The organism is Massilia sp. MS-15, from assembly GCF_020176695.1.
Lineage (GTDB): Bacteria > Pseudomonadota > Gammaproteobacteria > Burkholderiales > Burkholderiaceae_D > Telluria > Telluria hydrophila.
Genome location: NZ_JAIWIA010000007.1, coordinates 234,967 through 258,630 on the forward strand (window position 1 = coordinate 234,967; position 23,664 = coordinate 258,630).

Sequence of the window (23,664 nt, forward strand, 5' to 3'; positions counted from 1 at the left end):
TGTAAATCGCTCATCGCCAGCGAACTTTTTCTGGATGTTGTATTGACGCGTGGCGTGCCTGTGGAGGGCGGCGAACAGGTGCGCCAAGCGTAGGGACAAAACGCGGCGCTTTGGCGTATATTGGCAATCAGGCCAGACGTGTTACCGTTCGAAAGGGAAAACAAAACCATGACCCATGAAGTAATCGATGCCCTTATTTCTCCGGAAGGCCGGCTCGAAGTCCTGTCGAAAGCCGAAGTCGCCAAGCTGCTCGACACCAGCAAGCGGGGCCTGTACGACGTGTTCCGCAAGTGCGCGCTCGCCGTGCTCAATTCAGGCAGCTCGATCGACGATGGCAAGGAGCTGCTGGAGCGCTACCGCGATTTCGACATCAACATCCTGCAGCGCGAGCGCGGCATCAAGCTCGACATCCGCAGCGCGCCGGTGCACGCCTTCGTCGACGGCAGGATGATCCGCGGTATCCACGAGCACCTGTTCTCGGTGCTGCGCGATATCGTGTATGTGCATTTCGAAGTTACCGACAATCCGAAGTTCGACCTGAACCGCCCGGAAGGCATTACCGACGCGGTATTCCACATCCTGCGCAACGCCAACGTGCTGCAGCCGCAGCGCAATCCGAACATGGTGGTGTGCTGGGGCGGCCATTCGATCAACCGGGTCGAGTACACCTATACCAAGGAAGTCGGCTACGCGCTCGGCCTGCGCGAGCTCGATATCTGCACCGGTTGCGGCCCGGGCGCGATGAAGGGCCCGATGAAGGGCGCCGCCATCGGCCACTCGAAGCAGCGCATCCGCGGCGGACGCTATCTCGGCATCTCGGAGCCGGGCATCATCGCGGCTGAATCGCCGAACCCGATCGTCAACGACCTGGTCATCATGCCCGACATCGAGAAGCGCCTGGAAGCGTTTGTCCGCACCGGGCACGGCATCGTCGTGTTCCCGGGCGGGGCCGGCACCGCCGAAGAGATCCTGTACATCCTCGGCATCCTGCTGCATCCGGAGAACGCCGAGATGCCCTTCCCGCTGGTGTTTACGGGACCCGCCTCGGCACGTGCCTACTTCGACCAGATCGACCACTTCATCGGGCTCACCCTGGGCGAGGCTGCGCGGCGACGCTACAAGATCATCGTCGACGATCCGGAAGCGGTGGCGCGCGAGATGGACGGCGGCATCAAGGCGGTGCGCGAGTTCCGCAAGGCCCACAGCGACGCCTATTACTTCAACTGGCGCCTGCGCATCGACCCGGAATTCCAGAAACCCTTCCGTCCGACCCACGAGAACATGCGCAACCTGAACCTGCACCGCAACCAGGCGCCGCACCTGCTGGCGGCCGACCTGCGGCGCGCCTTCTCGGGCATCGTGGCGGGTAACGTGAAGGAGGAAGGGATCCGCGCGATCGAGCAGTACGGCAAGTACGAGATCCAGGGCGAGAGCGCGATCATGGAACCGATGGATGCGCTGCTGGCCTCGTTCGTGGAGCAGAGCCGGATGAAACTGCCGGGCAAGGCCTACACGCCCTGCTATACGATCGTTCAGTAGGGTGGGCGGGTTTCCCGCCCACGCGGTCGACCAGCTGCGAAATCATCGCGTGCGGCTTTCCATCGGCTAACTATCACCGCGTGGGCGGCGTAGCCGCCCACCCTACGCCCCCTTAACTGAACGGCATTACGGCCGAGGCCGCTTTTTTCATGAGCACAATATCGCTCAGTCTTCCTTGCGCAGGTGCGGGAATAGCAGCACGTCGCGAATGTTCGGCGAATCCGTGATCAGCATCATCAGGCGGTCGATGCCGATGCCGCAGCCGCCGGCCGGCGGCATGCCGTATTCGAGCGCGCGGATGTAATCGGCGTCGTAGAACATCGCTTCGTCGTCGCCTGCGTCCTTGGCCGCCACCTGCGACAGGAAGCGCGCGGCCTGGTCTTCCGGATCGTTCAGTTCCGAGAAGCCGTTGGCGATCTCGCGGCCCACCATGAACAGCTCGAAGCGCTCGGTGATGCCTTCACGGCTGTCCGAGGCGCGCGCCAGCGGCGACACTTCCACCGGATAGTCGATGATGAAGGTCGGTTCCCACAGCAGGGCTTCGGCGGTCTCTTCGAACAGGGCCAGCTGCAGCGCGCCCAGGCCGGACGTCGCGAAGGGCTTGACGCCGAACTTCAGCAGTTCCTGCTTCAGGAAGCTCATGTCGTTCAGCTGCTCGGCCGTGTAACCCGGCGCGTACTTGTCGATCGCTTCGACGATGGTCAGGCGCTGGAACGGCTTGGACAGGTCGAGTTCGCGGCCACCATAGGTGAGTACGGCGCTACCGTTCGAATCGATCGCGGCCTGGCGGATCACCTGCTCGGTGAAGTCCATGATCCACTTGTAGTCGGTGTAGGCCGCATAGAATTCCATCATCGTGAATTCCGGGTTGTGACGGACCGACACGCCCTCGTTGCGGAAGTTGCGGTTGATCTCGAACACGCGGTCGAAGCCGCCCACCACCAGGCGCTTCAGGTAGAGCTCGGGCGCGATGCGCAGGTACATTTCCATGTCCAGCGCCTTGTGGTGGGTGATGAAGGGCTTGGCCGCGGCGCCGCCCGGGATCGGGTGCAGCATCGGGGTCTCGACTTCCATGAAGCCGTGCTTTTCCATGAAGCGCCGCATCGAGGACATGGCGGCGGTGCGCGCCTTGAAGGTACGGCGTGTCTCTTCGTTCATGATCAGGTCGACGTAGCGCTGGCGGTACTTGGTCTCCTGGTCGGCCAGGCCGTGGAACTTGTCCGGCAGCGGGCGCAGGGCCTTGGCGATCAGGCGCAGCTCCGTGACCTTGATGGTCAGTTCCTCGACCTTGGTCTTGAACAGGGTGCCTTCGACGCCCAGGATGTCGCCCAGGTCGTAGGAACGCAGCGCTTCCATCGCTTCTTCACCGGCGGAGTCCACCGTGATGTAGATCTGGATGCGGCCCGAGGCCATCGGGCCCGAGCTGTCCTGCAGGGTGGCGAAGGCGGCCTTCTTGCCGGCTTCGCGGCGCAGCATCATGCGGCCGGCCAGCTTGACGGCAACCGGTTCCGCTTCCAGCTCTTCGCGGGTCTTGCCCTTGTAGGTCTCGACCAGGTCGGCGGCCTTGTCCTGCGGGACGAAGTCGTTCGGGAAGGGGTTGCCCTGCTGGCGCAGCGCGGCCAGCTTGGCGCGGCGCTCGGCCATGATCTTGTTCTCGTCGAGCGCCGGCACCGGCGTCTGGTCTTGGTTTTCCGTAGTCATGATGGGATGGACTGTTTTTGTAGGTTGTTTAGGCGAACAGCAGTTCGGCCTTCAGTTCGCCGAAGTCGCGCACGATGGCGATGACGTTGTCGAAACCGGTAAACGCTTCAGGTGGCAGGGTGGTTGTCAGGATGACGCAGGACATGCCGGCGCGGCGCGCCGCTTCCACGCCCAGCGGCGCGTCCTCGAACACGATGCAGTGTTCGGGCGCCACGCCGCACAGCGCGGCCGCCTTCAGGAACACGTCCGGATGCGGCTTGCCGCGCGCGACATCAAGCGCGCCGACGATGGCGTCGAAGTGGCGGCGCAGGTCCAGGCCGTCGAGGGTGAAGGCGACGTTGGCCGGCGGGGCGGCGGTGCCGACCGCCAGTTTCACGCCGTGCGCCTTCGCCCTTGCGACCAGGGCATCGAAGCCGGCGACGGCCGCCAGGTGCGGCGCGTACAGCTCGCGGTACACCGATTCCTTCTCGTGGTTCAGCTGCGCGACTTCGTCATCGGGCAGGTGCTCGCCAAGATAGCTGCGGATGATTTCGCCGCCCTGGCGCCCAGCCGTCGCACGGAAGAATTCCTCGGCGTCGATGGCGCGGCCACGGCGTGCGAAGAAGGTGATCCACGAGTCCGAGTGGAAGCCCATGTTGTCGACGATGGTACCGTCCATGTCGAACAGGAAGGCCCGCGAAGGCGTCGCAAAAGCGGCTGTCATCGCTTACACGCCCTGCTTGAGCGAGGCCGAGATGAAGTCGTCCAGGTCGCCGTCCAGCACGTTCTTGGTGTTGCCGGTTTCGAAACCGGTGCGCAGGTCCTTGATGCGCGACTGGTCCAGCACGTAGGAGCGGATCTGGTGGCCCCAGCCGACGTCGGTCTTGGAGTCTTCCAGCTTCTGCTGCTCGCTCATGCGGTTGCGCAGCTCGAGTTCGTACAGCTTGGCGCGCAGCATGTCCCAGGCCTCGGCCTTGTTGCGGTGCTGCGAGCGGTCGTTCTGGCACTGCACCACGATGCCCGACGGGGCGTGCGTCAGGCGCACCGCGGAGTCGGTCTTGTTGATGTGCTGGCCGCCGGCGCCGGATGCGCGGTAGGTATCGATGCGCACGTCGGCCGGGTTGATCTCGATTTCGATCGAGTCGTCCACTTCCGGATACACGAACAGCGAGGTGAACGAGGTGTGGCGGCCGTTGGCCGAGTCGAACGGCGACTTGCGTACCAGGCGGTGCACGCCGGTCTCGGTGCGCAGGTGGCCGTAGGCGTACTCGCCGTCGACCTTGATGGTCGCGGTCTTGATGCCCGCGACTTCACCCTCGGACTGTTCCAGGATCTCGGCCTTGAAACCCTTGCGTTCGCAGTAGCGCAGGTACTGGCGCAGCAGCATCGAGGCCCAGTCCTGGGCTTCGGTGCCGCCGGCGCCGGCCTGGATGTCGATGAAGCAGTTCGCATGGTCCATCGGGTTGCTGAACATGCGGCGGAATTCCATCGATTCGATGATCTTCTGGATCGCCTCGGCGTCGCCGCCGATCGATTCGAGCGTGTCGTGGTCGCCTTCTTCCTTGGCCATCTCGAACAGGTCGGTCGCATCCGCGAGGTCGGCCCTGGCCTTCTCGAGCGTCAGCACGACGGCTTCGAGGGCCTTCTTTTCCTTGCCGAGGTCCTGGGCCCGCTTCTGGTCGTTCCAGACGGTCGGGTCTTCGAGTTCCTGGTTGACCTGCTCTAGTTTCTCCGACTTGCGATCGAAGTCAAAGATACCTCCGAAGTTCGGCTTCACGGCTGGTCAGGTCGTTCAGCAGGGAGGAAATGGCATTGATGCGTTCAGCTTCCATGGTCTTTGGCAGTCTTCTAAGAGGTTTAAACGTGCATTGAATCGAACCTTCGATTATACCCGAGGACGGCGCCGGGGATGGCGTATCCAGGGCCGCAGCCACAGGCCTCCCTTGCCCGGAAGCGCCGTACTGGCATATCATCGCCCGGTTTTGTTCCGTTCTTTCCCCATGGCCACTCACTTGCCTTACCAAATTTGCATCGCGCTGCTTCCGGCGCTCCTCAGCGTTCCCGCGCTGGCCGCCAAGCCAGCCAAGCCAGCCAGGGCGGCGGCCGGTACCACCGTCAGCCTGGCGCTGCTGGAAACGACCGACCTGCATGCGAACGTCGTGGGCTACGACTACTACAAGCTGGCGCCCGAACCCTCGCATGGCCTGGACCGCACCGCGACCCTGATCCGGCAGGCGCGCGCGGAATTCCCGAACACCCTGCTGCTCGACAATGGCGACACCATCCAGGGCACCGCGCTGGCCGACTACCAGGCCCAGGTCAAGCCGGTGGGCTGCGGCGAGACGCTCGGCATCTACAAGGTGATGAACGGCCTGAAGTACGACGGCGCGGGGATCGGCAACCACGAGTTCAACTACGGACTGGCCTTCCTTGGCCAGGTAACCGGCAAGCGCTTCCAGGTGGCCGGCGTGGAGCAGCCGCGGCGCTGCGCCGGCCCGGCTTTCCCGATGGTGCTGGCCAACGTGGTCAGCGCGAAGACCAACAAGCCGCTGTTCGCACCTTACGCGATCATCGAGAAGCAGGTGCAGGCGCTGGACGCCGCCGGCAAGCCGGTGCGCGCCCAGTTGCGGGTAGGAATCATCGGCTTCGCGCCGCCCACCATCATGGAATGGGACAGGCGCTGGCTGGAAGGCCGGGTGTATACACAGGGCGTGGTCGAGGCGGCCCGGCGCTACGTGCCGGAGATGCGCCGCAAGGGCGCCGACCTGGTGGTCGCCATCTCGCACGGCGGCCTGGACGCCAGTCCGTACAGCCCGGCCATGGAAAACGCCAACTGGCATCTGGCGAAGGTGGAAGGCATCGACGCCATGTTGCTGGGCCACTCGCACCAGCTGTTCCCGAACGCGGACAGCACGGTCCCGCAGTTCAACCTGCCGGGAGTGGACAAGGCGAAGGGCCTGGTGCACGGCGTGCCCACCGTGATGCCCAACCTGTGGGGCAAGCACCTGGGCGTGATCCAGCTGCAGCTGCGCCACGACGGCAAGCGCTGGCTGGTCGAACGCGAGCGCACGGTGGTGCAGGCACGCGCCGCCCAGACCGGTGCGAAAAGCTTCGTCGACGCCGACCCGGCCGTCATGCGGCTGGTGCAGGCGGAGCACGAGGCCACCATCCGCTACGTGAAGACCCCGGTGGGCGCGACCGAGTTCCGCATGTCGAGCTATTTCGCCGATGTCGGTGACGTCTCGGCGCTGCAGGTGGTCAACCAGGCCCAGACCGCGTACGTGCAGGACTACGTGGCCGCCAACCTGCCGCAGTACAAGGACCTGCCGGTGCTGTCGATGACGGCGCCGTTCAAGAGCGGCGTGGCCGGCGCGGCCGACTACACCGATGTGCAGGCCGGTCCGCTGGCGCTGAACAATGCGGCCGACCTCTACCTGTACCCGAATGCCCTGTATGCGGTGAAGGTCGACGGCGCCGGCCTCAAGGCCTGGCTGGAAAAGGCGGCGCAGCGCTTCCGCACCATCGATCCGGCCGAGACGGCGCCGCAGCAACTGGTGAACCTGGACGTGGCCAGCTACAACTTCGACACCCCCACCTCGAGCGAGCTGCGCTACGAGATCGACGTCACCCGCGCGCCGGGCGAACGCATCCGCGAGCTGAGCTGGCACGGCCGGCCGGTGGCGGCGGACCAGGAATTCCTGGTCGCGACCAACAACTACCGCGCCAGCGGCGGTGGCCACTGCCCGGGCCTGGACGGCAGCAAGACCGTGATCGCCTCGCCCGACAACAGCCGCGACGTCTTGATCGCCTATGTCCGCAAGGCCGGGCAGCTGACCCGCGCGGCCAACGCCTCCAGCCGCAGCTGGCGCTTCACGCCGGTGAAGACGGCCGGGCCGGTGGTGTTCCCGTCGGCGCCCGGCATGGCGGCGCTGGCCGCGCAAGCGGGCCTGCGCGGCGTGCAGCAGGTGGCGGCCGACGATGGCCGCGGCAAGGGCGTCGCGCTGTACGCGATCGACCTGTCGCAATGAAGCGCAGGCTGGGCGCGGCGCTGGCGGCGCTGGTAATGGCCACCCTGCTCCAGGCGCCGCTGGCGGGAACGGCCTGGGCCCAGCACGGCGACGAAGGCGACCTCGCGTTCCGGCGCGCGCTGGCCTACCGCGCCGGCGGCGACGCGGCGCTGGCCGCGCACTGGCTGCAGGTGGCCGCCGGGCGCGGCATGCCGGAAGCGATGTTCCTGCTGGCCGGCATGTTGCTCGAAGGGGCAGGGGTGGCGAGGGACGAAGCGGCCGCGCGGCGCTGGCTGCAGGCGGCGGCCGAGCTGGATTACCCGGAAGCCTGGCAGCAGCTGGGCATGCTGGAACCAGACCCGGAAAAGGCGAACCAGTACATGCGGCGCGCGGCGCACGCGCTCTCGCACCGCGCCGGGATGAGGCGCTAGGCGCGCCGCCCTCAGTGCAGCTGGCGCCGTTGCGGCTGCACCAGCACGAAGGGGCTCACCACCGAGGCCCACAGCGTCGCGTCGGCCGCGGTCCAGGCCTGGGCCTGGGTGTCGCTCACCTTGGCCACCGACCCCGCCGCCATCCAGGTGCCGATGCTGTCCTTGTCGTCGTGCGCGATGCGCAGGGCGACATCGATCAGGTCGAGTTCCTCGCTGACCCAGATCACCGCGCCGCTGGCGAAGTGGCGTTCCAGTTCGCTCCACTTCACGCGCGCGGTCTCGCGGTTGATCTTGTCGTGCAGTTCGGTGTCTTTGTCAGGATTGGTCTTCATCTGCTTCTATGCTTGTTGCTTGTTGCTTGTCGCTTGTTGCTGGTTCAGGTGATCTCGACCGCCGGTTGCGGCGAACCCCGCCATGTTAACCGATAGGTCTGCGCCTTGCGCACATTGCCCACCAGTGCGGGACGGAAGCAGGCCAGGTTGGTGCCGCCCGGATGGCGCACGCTCGGGTAGATGATGCCCATCGAGCCGCATTCCAGCAGTTCAAGCGCCAGCGCCTGCGAGGCGATGTAGCTGCTTGGGTCCAGGCAGGCCTCGAAGTCGGACAGGCCGCGCAGGTCGTGGAAGCTGGCGTTGAAGTCGGCCAGCAGCATCTGGTAGCTGACGCTGTCGTCGAAGCGCCCGATCTCGGCGTATTCGACTGTCTTGTGGAACACCACTTCGGCCAGTGCCGTCTCGGCCGCGAAGGCGCAGTACCAGGCGCCGCGCTCGCCGTCGTTGAAGCGGCTGCCTTCCGGACGCGCATAGGTGAAGGCGGCGTTCACGATGCGGAAGTTGGGCAGGCCGAACACCAGCTCGTCCACGCCGATGCCGGGCAGCAGGCCGGATTCGCCGCGCAGGCGTTCGTTGGTGGCGTTGTCGAGCTCGAACAGGTCGCGCAGCACGGCGTCGTTGTCCGCCAGCGGGGCCAGTACCGAGTCCTCCGCATCGGCGAAGCGGGAGGGAATCAGGCGGCAGGTGTCGAACTGGCGTAGCGGGGTAAGGCGGGGTAGCAGCGCCAAGATCACAGGCCTCCCCGGCGCGCGTCGAGCAGCTTGCGCACCGTCTGCATCGCCAGCAGGCCGCCGCCCAGCATCGCCGCCAGCGGCGTACGGCCGGCAAACACGGCGTTGGTATTCGGCAGGTGCACCCATTCGTCGGCCAGCGCGTCGCCGTACAGGATGTGCAGGGCCTTGTAGATGCCGAGCAGGTAGGAGATGCGGGTGATGCGGTCCACTTCCAGTACCCGGTCCGGGTTCTTCTTCCAGTCGTACCAGGTGGACGAGGACAGGCCGCCGAGCAGTTCGCGCGCGTCGTCGTCGCGCAGCTTCCAGGCCGCGGCCAGCTTGAAGAATCCCAGCAGGGCCGAACGCGACAGGCGCTCGCGCTCGGCACGCGAGTTCAGGTCGGTCAGCACCGCCGGCTCATAGCGGCTGCGCGGGTAGGAGTAGGCCAGGTTCATCGTGATTCTCCGTAATTGGATTCGTTATACTCCGGTTTCGGAATCCTGGCAAGGATTGGTTGTCAGCATGGTATGCCCGTGCCAGAATTGCCGGTCTTGCTGTATAGAAAAGCTTCAGCAAAGCCCCTACAACACATAGGAGACCGACACCGATGCGCCCGCGTTCGCTTTCTCTTCTTGCGGCATGCGTGATACTGTCCGCGGCTGCCACCAGTCCAGGCACCCAGGCCCGCGACTCGAACCACGCGCTGAAGCGGCAGGTGATGGAGGCCGAGCGCGGTTTCGCCGCCACCATGAAGGCGCGCGATTTCGAGGGCTTCAAGCGCTATCTCGCCGACGAGGCGATTTTCTTCGGGAACGAGGGCCCGCTGCGCGGCAAGGCCGCCATCGCCAGGGGCTGGCGCCAGTTCTACGACAAGCCGGAGGCGCCGTTCTCCTGGCAGCCGGAAGAGGTGGAAGTCGTGGATTCCGGCACGCTGGCGTATAGCGGCGGGCCGGTGTTCAACGCCGCCGGCCAGCGCATCGGGCGCTTCAATTCGATCTGGCGCCTGAAGGCGCCGGGGCAGTGGGAAGTGGTGTTCGACCGCGGGTCGGATTTCGTGGCGCCCGCGAAATGAGCGCTGGCGGCTGCTTGCGTGCCGGACGATCCTGCGGCTGACAATCACCGCGTGGGCGGCATGGCCGGCGCGGCTGCGCAGCCTGGCCGGTCGAGCCGCCCACCCTACGCGGGCTCGGCGTGCTCCACCAGCAGCTGGACCTTGGTGACGCCGTTGTATTCGTTGGCGTCGAGCCGGAACGCGACCCGCGCGCGCTCGGGCAGGCTGTCGGTGTGGCCGAACCAGATGGCGTCGTAGCGCCGCCCGTTCTTTTCCAGCAGCAGCTTCAGGTGGCGCTCCTTCAGGATGCGCTGGCTCACCACGCGGAACTCGTCGCAGAATACGGGCGGGGCGAAGCCCTGGCCCCAGACCTGGCTGTCCATCTCTTCGATGAAGGCGGTCGAGTAGAACTCGTCCTCCAGCGGCCCGTCGGTCTCGATGATGCGCTCGAGCTGCGCTTCGGTCAGCCAGGCCTTGCCGACCGCCTCGAAGGCCTGCTGGAAGCTGTCGAAATGCTCGCCCCGGATCGACAGGCCGGCCGCCATCGCGTGGCCGCCGAACTTGTCGATCAGGCCCGGCACCCGCTTGGAGACCAGGTCGAGCGCGTCGCGCAGGTGAAACCCCGGAATCGAGCGGCCCGAGCCCTTGATCCAGCCGTCACCCGCCGGCGCGAAGGTGATCGTCGGCCGGTAGAACTTCTCCTTCAGGCGCGAGGCGACGATGCCGATCACGCCCTGGTGCCAGCCGTCGTCGAACACGCTGATGGTGCTTGCCCCCGAGGGCTCGAAGCTGTCCAGGTGCAGCAGCGCGGTGTCCTGCATTTCGGCCTCGATCTCGCGCCGCTTCAGGTTGATCTCGTTGAGCTGCTGGGCGATCGCCCAGGCGCGGCCGGGGTCGTCGGTCACCAGGCATTCGATCCCGAGCGACATGTCTTCCAGCCGCCCGGCGGCGTTCAGGCGCGGTCCCAGCGCGAAGCCGAGGTCGAAGGGCGACGCGCAGCGCGCCTCGCGCCCCGCTACCCGGAACAGCGCGGCCACGCCGGCGTGCATGCGGCCGGCGCGCATGCGGCGGATGCCCTGGGCCACCAGGATGCGGTTGTTGGCGTCCAGGCGCACCACGTCGGCCACGGTGCCCAGCGCCACCAGGTCGAGCAGGCTGTCCAGGCGCGGCTGGGTCTGGGCATCGACCACGCCGCGCCGGCGCAGTTCCGCGCGCAGCGCCAGCAGCACGTAGAACACCACGCCCACGCCGGCCAGGTGCTTGCTGGGAAAGCCGCATTCCGGCTGGTTCGGATTGACGATCACGCGCGCCGGCGGCAGCGCGTCGCCCGGCAGGTGGTGGTCGGTGACCACGACCTCGATCCCGCGCCGGTTCGCCTCGATGACGCCGTCGATGCTGGCGATGCCGTTGTCGACCGTGATGATGATGTCCGGCGATGTCTCGCGCGCCGTGAGTTCGACGATCTCGGGCGTCAGCCCGTAGCCGTACTCGAAGCGGTTCGGCACGATGTAGTCGACGTTCGCCCCCATCATGCGCAGGCCGCGCAGGGCCACGGCACAGGCGGTGGCGCCGTCGCAGTCGTAATCTGCGACGATGGTCATGCGCTTGCCGGCGCCGACCGCGTCGGCCAGGAACACGGCCGCCGCATCGATGTGGCGCAGCGCCGCTGGCGGCACCAGCGCCGCCAGTTCGCTGGACAGCTCGCGCGGGTCCTGCAGGCCGCGCGCGGCGTAGATGCGGGCCAGCACCGGGTGCACCCCGCCCTGGCGCAGCAGCTCCGACGTGCGGAAGGGGCAGGGCCGGGTGGCGATGCGGGTCTTGGTATGCTTGGTGGTGCTCACGTCAGTCGTTCCAGTGTCGGGCGGCGCCAGAATTTGCGCTGCGCCATGGCGGTGGTGGTGCATTCGGCAAGGGCGTCGCGGCTGCTCAGCACCAGGCGCAGCGTCTTGATGCGGCCCCCCAGCAGCGCCGCGTGCAGCGGCGCGAACAGGGCCTGTTCCAGCTGCTGCACGCCCTGCACCCAGCTGCCCCAGTCGGCGGCCAGCGCGGCTTCGGCCAGGCTGCCGGCCACCACGATGCCATCTCCGGCCAGCAGGTCCTCGACGCCGTCGAGGCGCTCCAGGCTGCGCGCCGCCAGGCCGCGCACCCAGCCCGGCGCGTCCACGGCGATCACGGGCGGGGCCAGGCGCGCGCCGCCCGTGATCGCCAGGGATGCGCCCCACAGCCAGAACGAATTCACCGCCGGCAGGCGGCGCCCTTCGCGCGCCGCGTTCACCGGATGCGCGTGCCACAGCATCTGTACCTCGTTCTGCAGCCGGCGCAGCGGCAGGGCGTGGCGGCCGCGCGGGACGAAGTCGCTCAGGTCCATGCCGGCCACGGTGTCGGGGGTGGCGCTGTCGATGCCGTCCCAGTCGTCGGCGCGCAGGAACCAGGTCTGGGCGTCGCCGTACAGCAGCGGGTGGCCGGTCTCTTCGCACAGCGGGCGCGCCGCTTCGTACAGGGCGCGGCTGTCCGGCTGGTCCAGCTGCAGCTGGCGCGGGTCGGCCATCATCGAATGGCTGCGCGCGATCTGGATGTGGGCCGGGTTGACGATGTACCAGGTGCCATCCCGCGGGTCGAGCCCGAAGCCGCGCATGGCGCTGGCCGCGAAGGCTGGCCGGCCCTCGGGCGACAGGCCGAGCGCGCGCGCCAGCCAGGCTTCGTGCGGCAGGGCCTGGGCGCCGTCGGCCAGCGCCGCGGCACTGCTGCGGCCGTACGCGCTGGTGCGGCTGAGCAGGGCGGCGAGCGCCGGGGCCTGCAGGGCGCGCGCCAGGTCGGGCGCGAATTCGGGAAGCGGGAGCAGGTGGGGCAGGACGAGCGTAATGTGCGGCATGCCGCTATTTTAGGGCAAATACGGCTTCAGCGAATGCCGCCGGGGCGGCGGCGGGCAGGTCCGCCACACGCGCCATGCTTTCTTTTGCGCCATGAAAGCGCGATGTCTGGCAAACTGCCGGGTTGGCAAACCCATCACACACATTTACGGATTTCATGAGCATCACCCACAAGCTGCCCTATGAGTGGCAAGTCGGCCTGCGCTACACGCGCGCCGGCAAGCGCAGCGGGCGCAACAGCTTCATTTCCTTCATCTCGATGGCGTCGGTGGCCGGCATTGCGCTCGGCGTGGCGGCGCTCATCGTCGTGCTGTCGGTGATGAACGGCTTCCAGAAGGAAGTCACCGCGCGCATGCTCTCGGTGCTGGCCCACATCGAGGTGTTCGACGCCCGCGGCCAGATGCCGGACTGGCGCGCCAGCAGCGCCCTGGCGCTGCGCCATCCCGAGGTGCGCGCCGCCGCGCCCTTCGCCGAGGTCGAGGCCATGCTGCTCAGCGACGGGGTGATGAAGCCGGTGCTGCTGCGCGGGATCGACCCGGCCAGCGAGGCGAAGGTGTCGGACGTGGCGCGCCACATGCGCGCGGGGCGGCTCGATGCGCTGCGGCCGGACGGCTACAACATCGTGATCGGGCGCGCGCTGGCCAGGGCGCTCGACGTCGGCGTGGGCGACCGGGTGACGCTGCTGCTGGCCTCGAATCCGGCCGACCTGCAGGCCACGGCGCAGTCCGCGGGCCGCGCGGCCGCGCCGCCGCGCACCCGGCCGCTGACGGTGGCCGGCATCTTCGAGGCCGGGCACTACGAGTTCGACTCCACCCTGGCCTTCGCCAACATCGCGGATGCCGAGGCGCTGGCGGGGGTTGCCGCGCCGGCCGGGGTCCGCCTGCGCCTGGCCGACATGGCGCGCGCGCCGCAGGTGGCGGCCGAGCTGCAGGCCAGCCTGCCGGGCGAGCTGTACGTGCGTGACTGGTCGAAGGTGAACGCGGTGTGGTTCGCCGCCGTGCAGTCGCAAAAGCGCATGATGTTCATCATCCTGACCATGATCGTGGCGGTGGCGGCCTTCAACCTGGTCTCCACCCTGGTCATGACGGTGCGCGACAAGCAGGCCGACATCGCGATCCTGCGCACCCTGGGCGCTTCGCCGCGCTCGGTGATGGGGATCTTCATGGTGCAGGGCAGCCTGGTCGGGCTACTGGGCGCCGCGCTCGGCGTGCTGCTGGGGGTGGTGGTGGCGCTCAACATCGACATCATCGTGCCCTTCATCGAACGCAGCCTCGGCGTGCAGTTCCTGTCGGAGGAGGTGTACCTGATCAGCGAGATCCCGTCCGACCTGCGCTGGGCCGACGTCGGCTGGATCGGCGGCGTGGCGGTGCTGCTGGCCTTCCTCGCCACCCTCTACCCGAGCTGGTCGGCCGCGCGCGTGAAGCCGGCCGAAGCCCTGCGCTACGAATGACAACGCTTACCGCCATCGCACCATGAGACTGACCCAGAACCTGCCCTACGAATGGCTGGTCGGCCTGCGCTACACGCGCGCCGGCAAGCGCAGCGGCCGCAACGGCTTCATTTCCTTCATCTCGCTGATCTCCGTGTCCGGCATCGCGCTCGGCGTGGCGGCCCTGATCATCGTGCTGTCGGTGATGAACGGCTTCCAGAAGGACGTCACCGACCGCATGCTCTCGGTGCTGGCCCACATCGAGGTGTTCGACCGCAGCGGCAGCATGCCCGACTGGCGCGCCGCCGCCGCCCAGGCCGCGCGCAACCCGCAGGTACGCGGCGCGGCGCCTTTCGTGGAGACCCAGGGCCTCCTGGTAAGCGGCGCCGCCATGCGTCCGTCCGCGATCCGCGGCATCCTGCCGGGCGAGGAGGAAAAGGTGTCGCAGGTGGCCGGCCAGGTACGTGCCGGCAGCCTTGCCGCCCTGCAGCCGGGCGGCTTCAACATCGTGCTCGGCTACGGACTGGCGCGCGCCCTGAACGTGGGCATTGGCGACCGCATCACCATGATGTTGGCCAAGGGCCAGGTGACGCCGGCCGGCCTGCTGCCGCGCAGCCGCAGCTTCACGGTGGCCGGCATCTTCGAAGCGGGCGACCCGCGCCTGGACAGCGCGCTGTCCTTCATCCACATCGAGGACGCCCAGCGCATGGAGCGCCTGGACGCGCCGATGGGCCTGCGCCTGCGCATCGCCGAGATGCGCGATGCGCCGCTGGTGGCGCAGCAGCTGGAGAAGAGCATGCCGGGCGAGCTCGAGATGCGCGACTGGTCCAAGCTCAACGCCAGCTGGTTCGCCGCCGTACAGACCGAGAAGAAGATGATGTTCATCATCCTCACCCTGATCATCGCGGTAGCCGCCTTCAACCTGGTGTCCACCCTGGTGATGACGGTGACCGACAAGCAGGCCGACATCGCCATCCTGCGTACCCTGGGCGCCTCGCCGCGCTCGATCCAGAAGATCTTCATGGTGCAGGGGGCGCTGGTCGGCATCCTTGGCACCCTGATCGGCGTGGGCGGGGGCGTGCTGGTGGCGCTCAACGTCGACGTCATCGTGCCCTTTATCGAAAACCTGTTGGGAGTGCAGTTCTTGTCGAAAGATATCTACCTGATCAGCGCGGTGCCATCCGACCTGCGCTGGCCGGACGTGTTCAAGATCGGCGGCGTATCGGTGCTGCTGGCGTTTGCTGCGACCCTGTACCCGAGCTGGTCGGCGTCGCGCGTGAAACCTGCGGAGGCGCTGCGCTATGAATAATCCAGTCAATCCTTCCACCGCTGCGGTGCTGTCCTGCCGCGGCCTGGGCAAGACCTTCAAGCAGGGCGACTACACGGTGCAGGTCCTGGACGGCATCGATTTCTCGATCGGGCGCGGAGAGCGGGTCGCCATCGTCGGCGCTTCCGGCTCCGGCAAGTCGACCCTGCTGCACCTGCTGGGCGGCCTGGACACGCCTTCGCGCGGCAAGGTGAGCCTGCTGGGCGAGGATTTCGCCACCCTGTCCGAGACGCGGCGCGGCGAACTGCGCAACACCTCGCTCGGCTTCGTCTACCAGTTCCACCACCTGCTGCCGGAATTCTCGGCGCTGGACAATGTCATGATGCCCTTGATGATCCGGCGCGAGCCGCGCGCCGCGGCGCTGGCCAAGGCCGGGGCCATCCTCGGCCGGGTCGGCCTGGGCAAGCGCGTGGTGCACCGTCCGGGCGAACTCTCGGGCGGCGAACGCCAGCGGGTGGCCCTGGCGCGCGCCCTGGTCACCGAGCCGGCCTGCGTGCTGGCCGACGAACCGACCGGGAACCTGGACCACAGCACCGCCCAGTCGATCTTCGACCTGATGCTGGAACTGTCGCGCACCCTCGGCACCGCCTTCGTCATCGTCACCCACGACATGGAACTGGCGCGCCGCTGCGACCGCGTGCTGCGCCTCACCGAACACGGCCTGCAGGCGGTCGACGGCTAGCCATGTGGATCGACACCCACTGCCACCTCGACGCCGCGGAATTCGGCACCGGCGCGCTGGAGATCGCCGCGCGCGCGGGGCGCGCCGGCGTTGCGGCGATCGTGGCGATGGCGGTGGAGCGCGCCAATTTTGCAACGGTCGCCGGACTGGCCGCGCGCGCGCCGAACGTCAGCTATGCGCTCGGCATCCATCCGATCTGCGTGCCGCAGGCGCGCGACGAGGACCTGGACGCCCTGCGCGCGGCGGCCGCGGCGGCGCTGGAGGACCCGGCCTTTGCCGGCATCGGCGAGATCGGGCTCGACTTCTTCCTCCCGCAGCTGTGTGAACCGGCGATGCGCGCCAAGCAGGATCGCTTCCTGCGCGAGCAGTTGCGCATCGCGCGCGACCTGGCACTGCCGGTGATGCTGCATGTGCGCAAGTCGCAGGACCAGGTGCTCAAGCACCTGCGCCAGATCCGCCCGCCGTCGGGCATCGCGCATGCCTTCAACGGCAGCTTCCAGCAGGCGCAGAACTTCATCGACCTGGGTTTCCACCTCGGCTTCGGCGGCAACATGACGTTTACGCGCGCGCTGCAGATCCGGCGCCTGGCGAGCCAGTTGCCGCTGGCCTCCATCGTGCTGGAGACGGACGCGCCGGACATCGCGCCGTGCTGGATCCACCCGGGCCGCAACGCGCCCGAGGAGCTGCCGCGCATCGGCGCGGTGCTGGCGGAACTGCGTGGAATCGGGGTGCACGAGGTGTGCGCCGCGTTGCATGCGAATACCCTGGCGGCGCTGCCGCGGCTGGCGGTGCGCCTGGCCCCCTAGCGTCATCCGGTGCGGGCGGTAAGGCGGCATGCACCCGGGTGGTGGCCGGCTAGAACAGCCACAGGCAGATCAGGATCGCCCAGTACAGCACGGGAAAGCAGATCAGGGTCGCGAGGCTGGCGAGCCGGGAGATGGCGAAGCGGGCCGCCGCACGCTTGCGCCGCGCCAGTGCCAGCAGCAGCGCGCCCAGGAAGGGGAGCAGCACGAGGGAGGCGACTGCCGTGATCTCCTGCGCTGGCGCGAGTCCGGCGAAGCCGAAGGCAATCCAGAAACACACGGCCAGCGCGACACCGACGTGGGCCAGGACCAGCAGCTTGCGCGAAGCCGGGTTTGCGCAGCGGCCTGGCATGGACAAACCCGGGCGCTTCAGTTCGGCCGCGGGCAGGCGCCGACGAGGCAGAACATGTTCATCCAGGCGAACAGCCCGATGATGAGGCTGCTGATGCCGATGCTGGACCCGCACACCAGCCGGACGATCCGCGCTGGCTTCAAGGGGGCGTGCTGGCGCCTCGATGCGAGGTAGAGCGAGCAGCTGAGCGGCACGGCGAGGACGATGGAAGCCGCCATCGCCAGCAGGTTCAGCAGGTAAGCGCCGAGCTTGAGCGCGTAGCCGGATGCCTCGATGAGCTCGATGCCAAGCGAATGAAACAGGGGCCAGAGCCAGCAGGACAAGGTGAGTGCGAAAAGACCAGTCAGGGATCGGTTCGGCATACGTTTCTCGTGCATGGGGGAGGGCGCGAGCGGAGCGCATCGGCTGCCCGCAGGACATTGACGCGAATTCACTCTATTTGCATTCAGCTTCCACGGATTGAAGCTGGGCAAGTCAATGACTGCGCCTTCGCAAGGTTTCGCGGAATCGCCGGCAGGCCCGCCAGCGGCTGCGGCCATGCATGGATCGGGCTTGTGTTGCCTCTACCGATCCGCGCGGCCGCCGCGCAGAATGCTGGACTCCCCACTACTTCGGCTGCCTGAAACGCGACCATGCGCTGTGCGATCCTGGCCTTCGTCCTCGGCGCCTGCTGGCTGCAGACCCGTGCCGAGCTGCCGGCCGTCGCCACCCTGGCCTGGGCCGTGGCGGCGGCGCTGGCCCTCGGTACGCTGCGCCGCCCCCCCGCGACCCTGCTGGCAGCGGCGCTCTGCGGCGCCGCCTGGGCCGCCATCGCCGCCCACCTCGCGCTGGCCGACGCGCTGCCCCGGGCGCAGGAGGGCAGGGACGTGTCCATCGTCGGCACCGTCGACAGCCTGCCGCAGGCGATGGACGGCGGTACGCGTTTCAATTTCCGCGTCGAACGGGTCCTGACGCCGGGCGCCGTGGTGCCGGGACGAATCGCGCTGTCCTGGTACAGCCGCCGGGGCGAGGCCGCGGATCCGGAGCCGGTACGGCCGGGCGAACGCTGGCAGCTGCAGGTACGCCTGCAGCGCCCGCACGGCAATGCGAATCCCCATACCTTCGACTACGAAGCCTGGCTGCTCGGGCAGGGCATCCGCGCCACCGGCTATGTGCGGCCGGCCGGGAATAGGCGCCTGGCCGCCTTCGTGGTGCGCCCTGGCCACCTGGTCGAGCGTGCCCGCGCCGCGCTGCGCCGCCACCTCTTCGCCCAGCTTGCAGGCAAGCGCTACGCCGGCGTGATCGTGGCCCTGGTAATCGGCGACCAGCGGACCATTGCGCAATCGGACTGGGATGTGTTCAACCGCACCGGGATCAGCCACCTGGTGTCGATTTCCGGTTTACACGTGACCATGCTGGCCGGCCTGGGCGCATGGGCGGTGTCGATGCTGTGGCGGCGTTCCTGCTTCCTGGCGGGCGCGGCCTGGCCCCTGCACTTGCCCGCGCAGAAGGCGGCGGCCCTGGCCGGGGCCCTGGTCGCGCTGCTCTACGTCCTGCTGGCCGGTTTCGGGGTGCCGGCCCAGCGCACCTTCTACATGCTGGCGGTGGTGGCGGCCGCGCTCTGGTGGGGCCGCACGGTGAGCCTGTCGCATGTGCTGTGCCTGGCGCTGGCGGTGGTGGTGCTGGTCGATCCGTGGGCGGTGCTGGGCGCCGGGTTCTGGCTGTCGTTCGGGGCGGTGGCGGTGATCCTGTACGCCGGCCTCGGCCGGCTGCCGGAGGGCGGCGGCGGCTGGCGCCGCACCCTGGTCGCGGCCGCGCGCACCCAGTACGCGGTCACGCTCGGGCTGGTTCCCCTGGGCATGCTGCTGTTCGCCCAGGTGTCGCTGGCGGGTCCGCTCGCGAATGCGGTCGCCATTCCCGTGGTCAGCCTGCTGGTGACCCCGCTGGCCCTGCTCGGGGCCTTGCTGCCGGCACCGCTGGCGCAGCCGGTGCTGGGCCTGGCCCATTTCGTCTTTGCGCTGCTGGCCGACGGGCTGCGGCTGCTGGCGGCCAGCCCGCTGGCCGTGCTGCAGGCGCCGGCGCCGCCGGCCTGGTGCTTCGCGCTGGCCCTGCTCGGTACGGCCTGGATGCTGGCGCCGCGCGGCTGGCCGCGACGCTGGGCCGGCGCGGCGGCCTGGCTGCCGATGTTGATCGGGCTGCCGACAGCGCCGGAGCAGGGCCGCTTCACCGTCACCGCCTTCGATGTGGGGCAGGGCATGGCCCTGCTGGTCGAAACCCGTCACCACCGGCTGCTGTACGACACCGGGCCGCGCTACGCGCCCGGCGTGGACGCGGCCGGGCGCATCCTGCTGCCCTACCTGCGCGGGCGCGGCATCGGGAAGCTCGATACGCTGGTGGTGTCGCACGGCGATACCGACCACGCGGGCGGCGCACTCACGCTGCTGGGCGGCATCGAGGTGGCGCAGCTGCGCTCGTCCCTCGGCCCCGGCCATCCGGCGCGGCGCGCGGCGCGCAGCCACCTGCGCTGCGAGGCGGGCCAGGACTGGCGCTGGGACGGCGTGCGCTTCGAGATGCTGGGTCCGGATGCCGCCAGCTACGCGCTGCACGGACTGAAGGCCAACGCGCGCAGCTGCGTGCTGCGCATCAGCGCCGGCGGGCGCGCGATGCTGCTGGCGGCCGATATCGAGGCGGCCCAGGAAGGGGCGCTGCTGCGCAGTGCCGCCGGACGCCTGCGGGCGGACGTGCTGCTGGCGCCGCACCACGGCAGCGGCACCTCGTCCACCGCGGCCTTCCTGGAGGCGGTCGGGCCCAGCGTCGGCATCTTCCAGGTTGGCTATCGCAACCGGTTCCGCCATCCGAAGGCGGAGGTCGACGCGCGCTATGCCGGCCTGGGCATCCGGCGCCTACGGACCGATGAATCCGGCGCGGTCACCCTGCAGTTTGGCCCGGCCTTGGCGCTGAGCGCCTATCGGCAAACGCGCAAGCGTTATTGGCACGGCAGGTAGAGAAGCCTGGAACATGCAAGCCTTGGCAGCAGAAAATTGTTCTATCCCAATAGATGCGTGTCTGGATGCAATAGTATCCATTGCTCTTTATGTAATTCTTAACGAGGAAAAATATGGGTACCGCACGCTTTCTTTCCACCGCGCTGCTTGCGCTCCTGTGCGGGACCGCCGCACCAGTCCACGCGACACCGCACTACACCGCCACCGTGGTCGGCGAAGGAATCTATGGCGTGCGCATGAACAACCATGGCCAGGTCGTCGGTTTCACCTATCCACAGGGCCGCGACGACCAGTTCTTCGTTGCAAGTAGCGGCAAGCTGGGCTACCTCGCGCCAGGTACCGGAATGATCGACATCAACGATGCCGGTGTCATGGTCTACAATGGCGCCTTGCACTATCCGGACGGTTCGGTGGCCAGACTCGGCCCGCACCTGGGCACGCATGGCCTGAATATCCATGGCGAGGTCGCGAGCCGGATCGAGGATGTACGCAAGCCGGGCGCCCGCCGTCCGACGGACTATGCCACGCTGCTGCGGCCGGACGGGTCGGTGTCGCTGCTTGGCTGGGATGACTACCTGAGCTTCGGCTGGGACGTCAACGATACGGGCATGGTTGTCGGCAGCACCGCCTCCATGTATGGAAGTAGCAAGCAACGCCCCGCGCGCTTCGTCGGCAGGGAAGTCATGCTGCTCGACACAGGTGGCCGCAATGGCGGCCATGCGCGCGTCGTGAACAATGCCGGCTACGCCGCCGGCGAAGCGGGCGGGCGCGCCGCACTGTGGACGCCGGAGGGGAGGCTGATCGACCTGGGGACCATGCTGATCGACAAATTCGGCGAGCAGATGGGACCGGACATGTCGAGCGTCGCCTATGGCATCAACAGCCATGGCGAGGTGGTCGGGGTATTCGGCGGCTACATGGGTTTCCTGTACAGCGGCGGCGAGGTCTACGACCTGCCGGGGATCAGCGACCTGGATGCCTGGGGCATGGACATCAACGACCACCACCAGATCCTGGCCCAGACCCTGGTCGGCGTCAGCTACATCCTGAACCCCGGCGGTCCGGCCGTGGCGCAGCCGGTGCCCGAGCCGGCTCCCTACGCGATGTTCCCCGCGGGCCTGGCGGCCATCGCCATGCTGGGGCGCAGGAAAGGCCGGCGCGACCGGCACGGCCCGGGTATAGGCGAACCCCTCTAAACGGCGTCCGCCCGCAGCCGTCTTTCATTACAATGCTTCGGTGTTGATAACGGCATCCCGTCCATGAGCAAACCCCTGCTGCACTTCTCCCACGGGAACAGCTACCCGGCTGGCACCTACAGCCGGCTGTTCCAGGCCCTGGCAGCGCACTACGAGCTGCGCGCCCACGACATGTACGGCCACGACCCGCGCTTCCCGGTGGGCGATGGCTGGCAGGGCCTGGTGGAAGAACTCATCCACCAGCTGGAAGGGTACGAGTGCCCGCCGGTGCTGGTCGGCCATTCGCTGGGCGGCATGCTGAGCATGATGGCGGCCAAGCAGCGTCCCGACCTGGCGTGCGCCGTGGTCATGCTCGACTCGCCGGTGGTGGCCGGCTGGCGCGCCCTGGCCTGGAAGTTCATCAAGCGGCGCGGCATGGGTTCGCGCTTTTCGCCGGCGCGCTTTTCCGAGCGCCGCCGCAACGTGTGGCCGGACCGCGCCAGCGCCTACCAGCACTTCATCGCCAAGCCGATGTTCCAGGCCTGGGCCCCGGGCGCGCTCGACGACTACCTCGAGCACGGACTGAAGCCGCATCCGGAAGGTGTCCAGCTGCGGTTCGACCGCAGCGTCGAGACCCGCATCTACAACACGCTGCCGCACCACATGGGCGCGATCCTGCGCGAACCCTATCCGCTGCCGATCGGCTTCATCGCCGGCAGCCATTCCGAAGAGCTGCGCCAGGCCGGGCTGGACGCGACCCGGCGTCTGGTCGGCCAGCACCTCGTCACGATCGAGGGCGGGCATCTGTATCCGCTCGAAAAACCGGAGGAAACGGCGCACCTGACGCACGCGATGATCGAACGCCTGCTGCGCGGTGCGCCGGCGGACATCGGCAAGATGCCAGCGGCTAGCGTTTAGCGTAGAATCGCGGGATTGATTTTCTGGAATCCCGACTATGGCTATCAAGAGCGATAAATGGATCCGCCGCATGGCGGAATCGACTGGCATGATCGAACCCTTCGAACCGCGCCAGGTGCGCGAATCGGACGGCCGCCGCGTCATCTCCTGGGGTACCTCGTCCTATGGCTACGATATCCGCTGCGCCGACGAGTTCAAGGTGTTCACCAACATCAACAGCACCATCGTGGACCCGAAGAACTTCGATTCGAATTCCTTCGTGGACGTCAAGAGCGATGTCTGCATCATCCCGCCGAATTCCTTCGCGCTGGCGCGCACCATCGAATACTTCCGCATCCCGCGCAACGTGCTGACCGTCTGCCTCGGCAAGTCGACCTATGCGCGCTGCGGCATCATCGTCAACGTCACGCCGTTCGAGCCCGAGTGGGAAGGCTACGTGACCCTGGAGTTCTCGAACACCACGCCGCTGCCGGCCAAGATCTACGCCGGCGAGGGCTGCGCCCAGGTGCTGTTCTTCGAGTCGGACGAAGTCTGCGAGACCTCGTACAAGGACCGCGGCGGCAAGTACCAGGGCCAGCATGGCGTGACGCTGCCGAAAACCTGATTCGGATTTTGCGCTATCCTGTCTACATTGAATCATATTGATGGGCTGAACCCGAATGGCTGATTGCTGCAGCGGCGGCTGCTCCACTGGCAAGCCGCCGGTCGATCCGCGCTACCGGCGCGTACTCTGGATCGCGCTCTGGGTCAATGCGCTGATGTTTGGTGTGGAGATCTTCGCCGGCTGGGCGGCCGGCTCAGTGGCGCTGCTGGCCGACGCGGTCGACTTCCTTGGCGACGCCGCCAACTACGGCATCTCGCTGTTCGTCCTCGGGCTGGCACCGGTGTGGCGCTCGCGCACCGCGCTGCTCAAGGGCGCGACCATGGGTGGCTACGGCATCTTCGTGCTCGGCACCGCGCTCTGGCATCTCAAGCTGGGGATGGTGCCGAAGGCGGAAACCATGGGTGTGGTCGGTTTCCTTGCCTTGCTCGCAAACTGCGCGGTGGGAGCGCTCCTGTGGGCCTACCGCAACGGCGATGCCAACATGCGTTCGGTGTGGCTGTGCACCCGCAACGATGCGATCTCCAACGTGGCCGTGATGCTGGCCGCCCTGGGCGTGTTCGGAACCGGCAGCGGCTTGCCGGACCTGCTGGTGGCCACCATCATGGGCCTGCTGGGCCTGTCCGCCGCGTATGCGGTCGTCACGCACGCACGGCGCGAGATGCGCGAGGCTGCGGCACCCGCGCCTGCATCCGCCGCTGCGGTCGAACTCAAACGCCGTTGACACGACCTCATTGGTGCAAAAGGGGCTTGCGCCTGGCACTGTTCGG

23 protein-coding genes are annotated in these 23,664 nt (G+C 67.7%); 13 read left to right on the forward strand and 10 right to left on the reverse strand.

Annotated elements, in window-relative coordinates:
* Positions 1–168: 168 nt before the first annotated feature.
* Complete coding sequence (ppnN, locus tag LCI23_RS04760; RefSeq protein ID WP_224944824.1) at positions 169–1,539, forward strand: nucleotide 5'-monophosphate nucleosidase PpnN; 1,371 nt, start codon at positions 169–171, stop codon at positions 1,537–1,539.
* Between the two features lie 165 nt (positions 1,540–1,704).
* On the opposite strand, the gene lysS is transcribed toward ppnN, so the two are convergent.
* The 3 genes from lysS to prfB form a co-directional block, all read right to left on the reverse strand.
* Positions 1,705–3,240: a lysine--tRNA ligase gene (gene lysS, locus LCI23_RS04765; RefSeq protein WP_224944826.1), complete on the reverse strand. Its 1,536-nt coding sequence runs from the start codon at positions 3,238–3,240 to the stop codon at positions 1,705–1,707.
* A gap of 28 nt (positions 3,241–3,268) precedes the next feature.
* Positions 3,269–3,943, reverse strand: a complete 675-nt coding sequence (locus LCI23_RS04770; RefSeq protein WP_224944829.1) for an HAD family phosphatase — start codon at positions 3,941–3,943, stop codon at positions 3,269–3,271.
* A gap of 3 nt (positions 3,944–3,946) precedes the next feature.
* Positions 3,947–5,051 (reverse strand): peptide chain release factor 2 gene (gene prfB, locus LCI23_RS04775; protein ID WP_224944831.1). Its coding sequence is split into 2 segments (ribosomal slippage): positions 3,947–4,969 and positions 4,971–5,051, totalling 1,104 coding nucleotides; the frame shifts between segments, so codons are not numbered across the junction.
* Between the two features lie 168 nt (positions 5,052–5,219).
* Here prfB and LCI23_RS04780 point away from each other — a divergent pair.
* Both LCI23_RS04780 and LCI23_RS04785 read left to right on the forward strand, forming a co-directional pair.
* Positions 5,220–7,247: a bifunctional 2',3'-cyclic-nucleotide 2'-phosphodiesterase/3'-nucleotidase gene (locus LCI23_RS04780; protein WP_224944833.1), complete on the forward strand. Its 2,028-nt coding sequence runs from the start codon at positions 5,220–5,222 to the stop codon at positions 7,245–7,247.
* On the forward strand, positions 7,244–7,657 hold the full coding sequence (locus tag LCI23_RS04785; RefSeq protein ID WP_224944835.1) for a hypothetical protein: 414 nt from the start codon (positions 7,244–7,246) through the stop codon (positions 7,655–7,657). The genes LCI23_RS04780 and LCI23_RS04785 overlap by 4 nt, the downstream gene beginning before the upstream one ends.
* Positions 7,658–7,668: 11 nt before the next feature.
* On the opposite strand, the gene LCI23_RS04790 is transcribed toward LCI23_RS04785, so the two are convergent.
* Genes LCI23_RS04790 through LCI23_RS04800 form a run of 3 tightly spaced genes read right to left on the reverse strand, consistent with a single transcriptional unit; the run spans position 7,669 to position 9,157 of the window.
* On the reverse strand, positions 7,669–7,989 hold the full coding sequence (locus LCI23_RS04790; protein ID WP_224944837.1) for a DUF2288 domain-containing protein: 321 nt from the start codon (positions 7,987–7,989) through the stop codon (positions 7,669–7,671).
* Positions 7,990–8,033: 44 nt separating this feature from the next.
* The gene (locus tag LCI23_RS04795; RefSeq protein WP_235584329.1) at positions 8,034–8,717 is read right to left on the reverse strand and encodes an RES family NAD+ phosphorylase; all 684 of its coding nucleotides are present in this window, start codon (positions 8,715–8,717) and stop codon (positions 8,034–8,036) included.
* Positions 8,718–8,719: 2 nt separating this feature from the next.
* Entirely contained in the window at positions 8,720–9,157 is a 438-nt protein-coding gene (locus LCI23_RS04800; protein WP_224944841.1) for an antitoxin Xre-like helix-turn-helix domain-containing protein, read from the reverse strand.
* Positions 9,158–9,345: 188 nt separating this feature from the next.
* On the opposite strand from LCI23_RS04800, the gene LCI23_RS04805 reads away from it, so the two are divergent.
* Entirely contained in the window at positions 9,346–9,774 is a 429-nt protein-coding gene (locus LCI23_RS04805) for a nuclear transport factor 2 family protein (protein WP_224944843.1), read from the forward strand.
* A gap of 104 nt (positions 9,775–9,878) precedes the next feature.
* On the opposite strand, the gene recJ is transcribed toward LCI23_RS04805, so the two are convergent.
* Complete coding sequence (recJ, locus tag LCI23_RS04810) at positions 9,879–11,594, reverse strand: single-stranded-DNA-specific exonuclease RecJ (RefSeq protein ID WP_224944845.1); 1,716 nt, start codon at positions 11,592–11,594, stop codon at positions 9,879–9,881.
* Positions 11,591–12,625, reverse strand: a complete 1,035-nt coding sequence (locus tag LCI23_RS04815) for a hypothetical protein (protein ID WP_224944848.1) — start codon at positions 12,623–12,625, stop codon at positions 11,591–11,593. Before LCI23_RS04815 ends, recJ begins: the two co-directional genes overlap by 4 nt.
* Before the next feature lie 155 nt (positions 12,626–12,780).
* On the opposite strand from LCI23_RS04815, the gene LCI23_RS04820 reads away from it, so the two are divergent.
* From LCI23_RS04820 to LCI23_RS04835, 4 genes are read left to right on the forward strand one after another with little or no spacing between them, the layout of a single operon-like run.
* Positions 12,781–14,073, forward strand: coding sequence for a lipoprotein-releasing ABC transporter permease subunit (locus LCI23_RS04820; protein WP_224944850.1), 1,293 nt, complete (start codon positions 12,781–12,783; stop codon positions 14,071–14,073).
* Between the two features lie 22 nt (positions 14,074–14,095).
* Complete coding sequence (locus LCI23_RS04825; protein WP_224944853.1) at positions 14,096–15,361, forward strand: lipoprotein-releasing ABC transporter permease subunit; 1,266 nt, start codon at positions 14,096–14,098, stop codon at positions 15,359–15,361.
* Positions 15,354–16,061, forward strand: a complete 708-nt coding sequence (gene lolD, locus LCI23_RS04830; protein ID WP_224944855.1) for a lipoprotein-releasing ABC transporter ATP-binding protein LolD — start codon at positions 15,354–15,356, stop codon at positions 16,059–16,061. Before LCI23_RS04825 ends, lolD begins: the two co-directional genes overlap by 8 nt.
* Positions 16,062–16,063: 2 nt before the next feature.
* On the forward strand, positions 16,064–16,867 hold the full coding sequence (locus LCI23_RS04835) for a TatD family hydrolase (protein WP_224944856.1): 804 nt from the start codon (positions 16,064–16,066) through the stop codon (positions 16,865–16,867).
* 49 nt (positions 16,868–16,916) lie between these two features.
* Here the strand turns inward: LCI23_RS04835 and LCI23_RS04840 are convergent, their stop codons facing one another.
* Together LCI23_RS04840 and LCI23_RS04845 are read right to left on the reverse strand one after the other, a co-directional pair.
* Positions 16,917–17,216, reverse strand: coding sequence for a hypothetical protein (locus LCI23_RS04840; protein ID WP_224944857.1), 300 nt, complete (start codon positions 17,214–17,216; stop codon positions 16,917–16,919).
* 17 nt (positions 17,217–17,233) lie between these two features.
* Positions 17,234–17,578, reverse strand: a complete 345-nt coding sequence (locus tag LCI23_RS04845) for a hypothetical protein (protein WP_224944858.1) — start codon at positions 17,576–17,578, stop codon at positions 17,234–17,236.
* 270 nt (positions 17,579–17,848) lie between these two features.
* On the opposite strand from LCI23_RS04845, the gene LCI23_RS04850 reads away from it, so the two are divergent.
* The 5 genes from LCI23_RS04850 to LCI23_RS04870 all read left to right on the forward strand — a co-directional run bounded on the left by LCI23_RS04850 (position 17,849) and on the right by LCI23_RS04870 (position 23,618).
* Complete coding sequence (locus LCI23_RS04850) at positions 17,849–20,200, forward strand: DNA internalization-related competence protein ComEC/Rec2 (protein ID WP_224944859.1); 2,352 nt, start codon at positions 17,849–17,851, stop codon at positions 20,198–20,200.
* Positions 20,201–20,313: 113 nt separating this feature from the next.
* Complete coding sequence (locus LCI23_RS04855; protein ID WP_224944868.1) at positions 20,314–21,396, forward strand: hypothetical protein; 1,083 nt, start codon at positions 20,314–20,316, stop codon at positions 21,394–21,396.
* A 63-nt stretch (positions 21,397–21,459) separates the two neighbouring features.
* Complete coding sequence (locus LCI23_RS04860; RefSeq protein WP_224944870.1) at positions 21,460–22,293, forward strand: alpha/beta fold hydrolase; 834 nt, start codon at positions 21,460–21,462, stop codon at positions 22,291–22,293.
* A 37-nt stretch (positions 22,294–22,330) separates the two neighbouring features.
* Positions 22,331–22,897 (forward strand): dCTP deaminase, encoded by a 567-nt coding sequence (dcd, locus tag LCI23_RS04865; protein WP_224944872.1) that lies wholly within the window; start codon positions 22,331–22,333, stop codon positions 22,895–22,897.
* Between the two features lie 55 nt (positions 22,898–22,952).
* Positions 22,953–23,618, forward strand: a complete 666-nt coding sequence (locus LCI23_RS04870; protein WP_224944875.1) for a cation transporter — start codon at positions 22,953–22,955, stop codon at positions 23,616–23,618.
* Positions 23,619–23,664 lie beyond the last annotated feature (46 nt).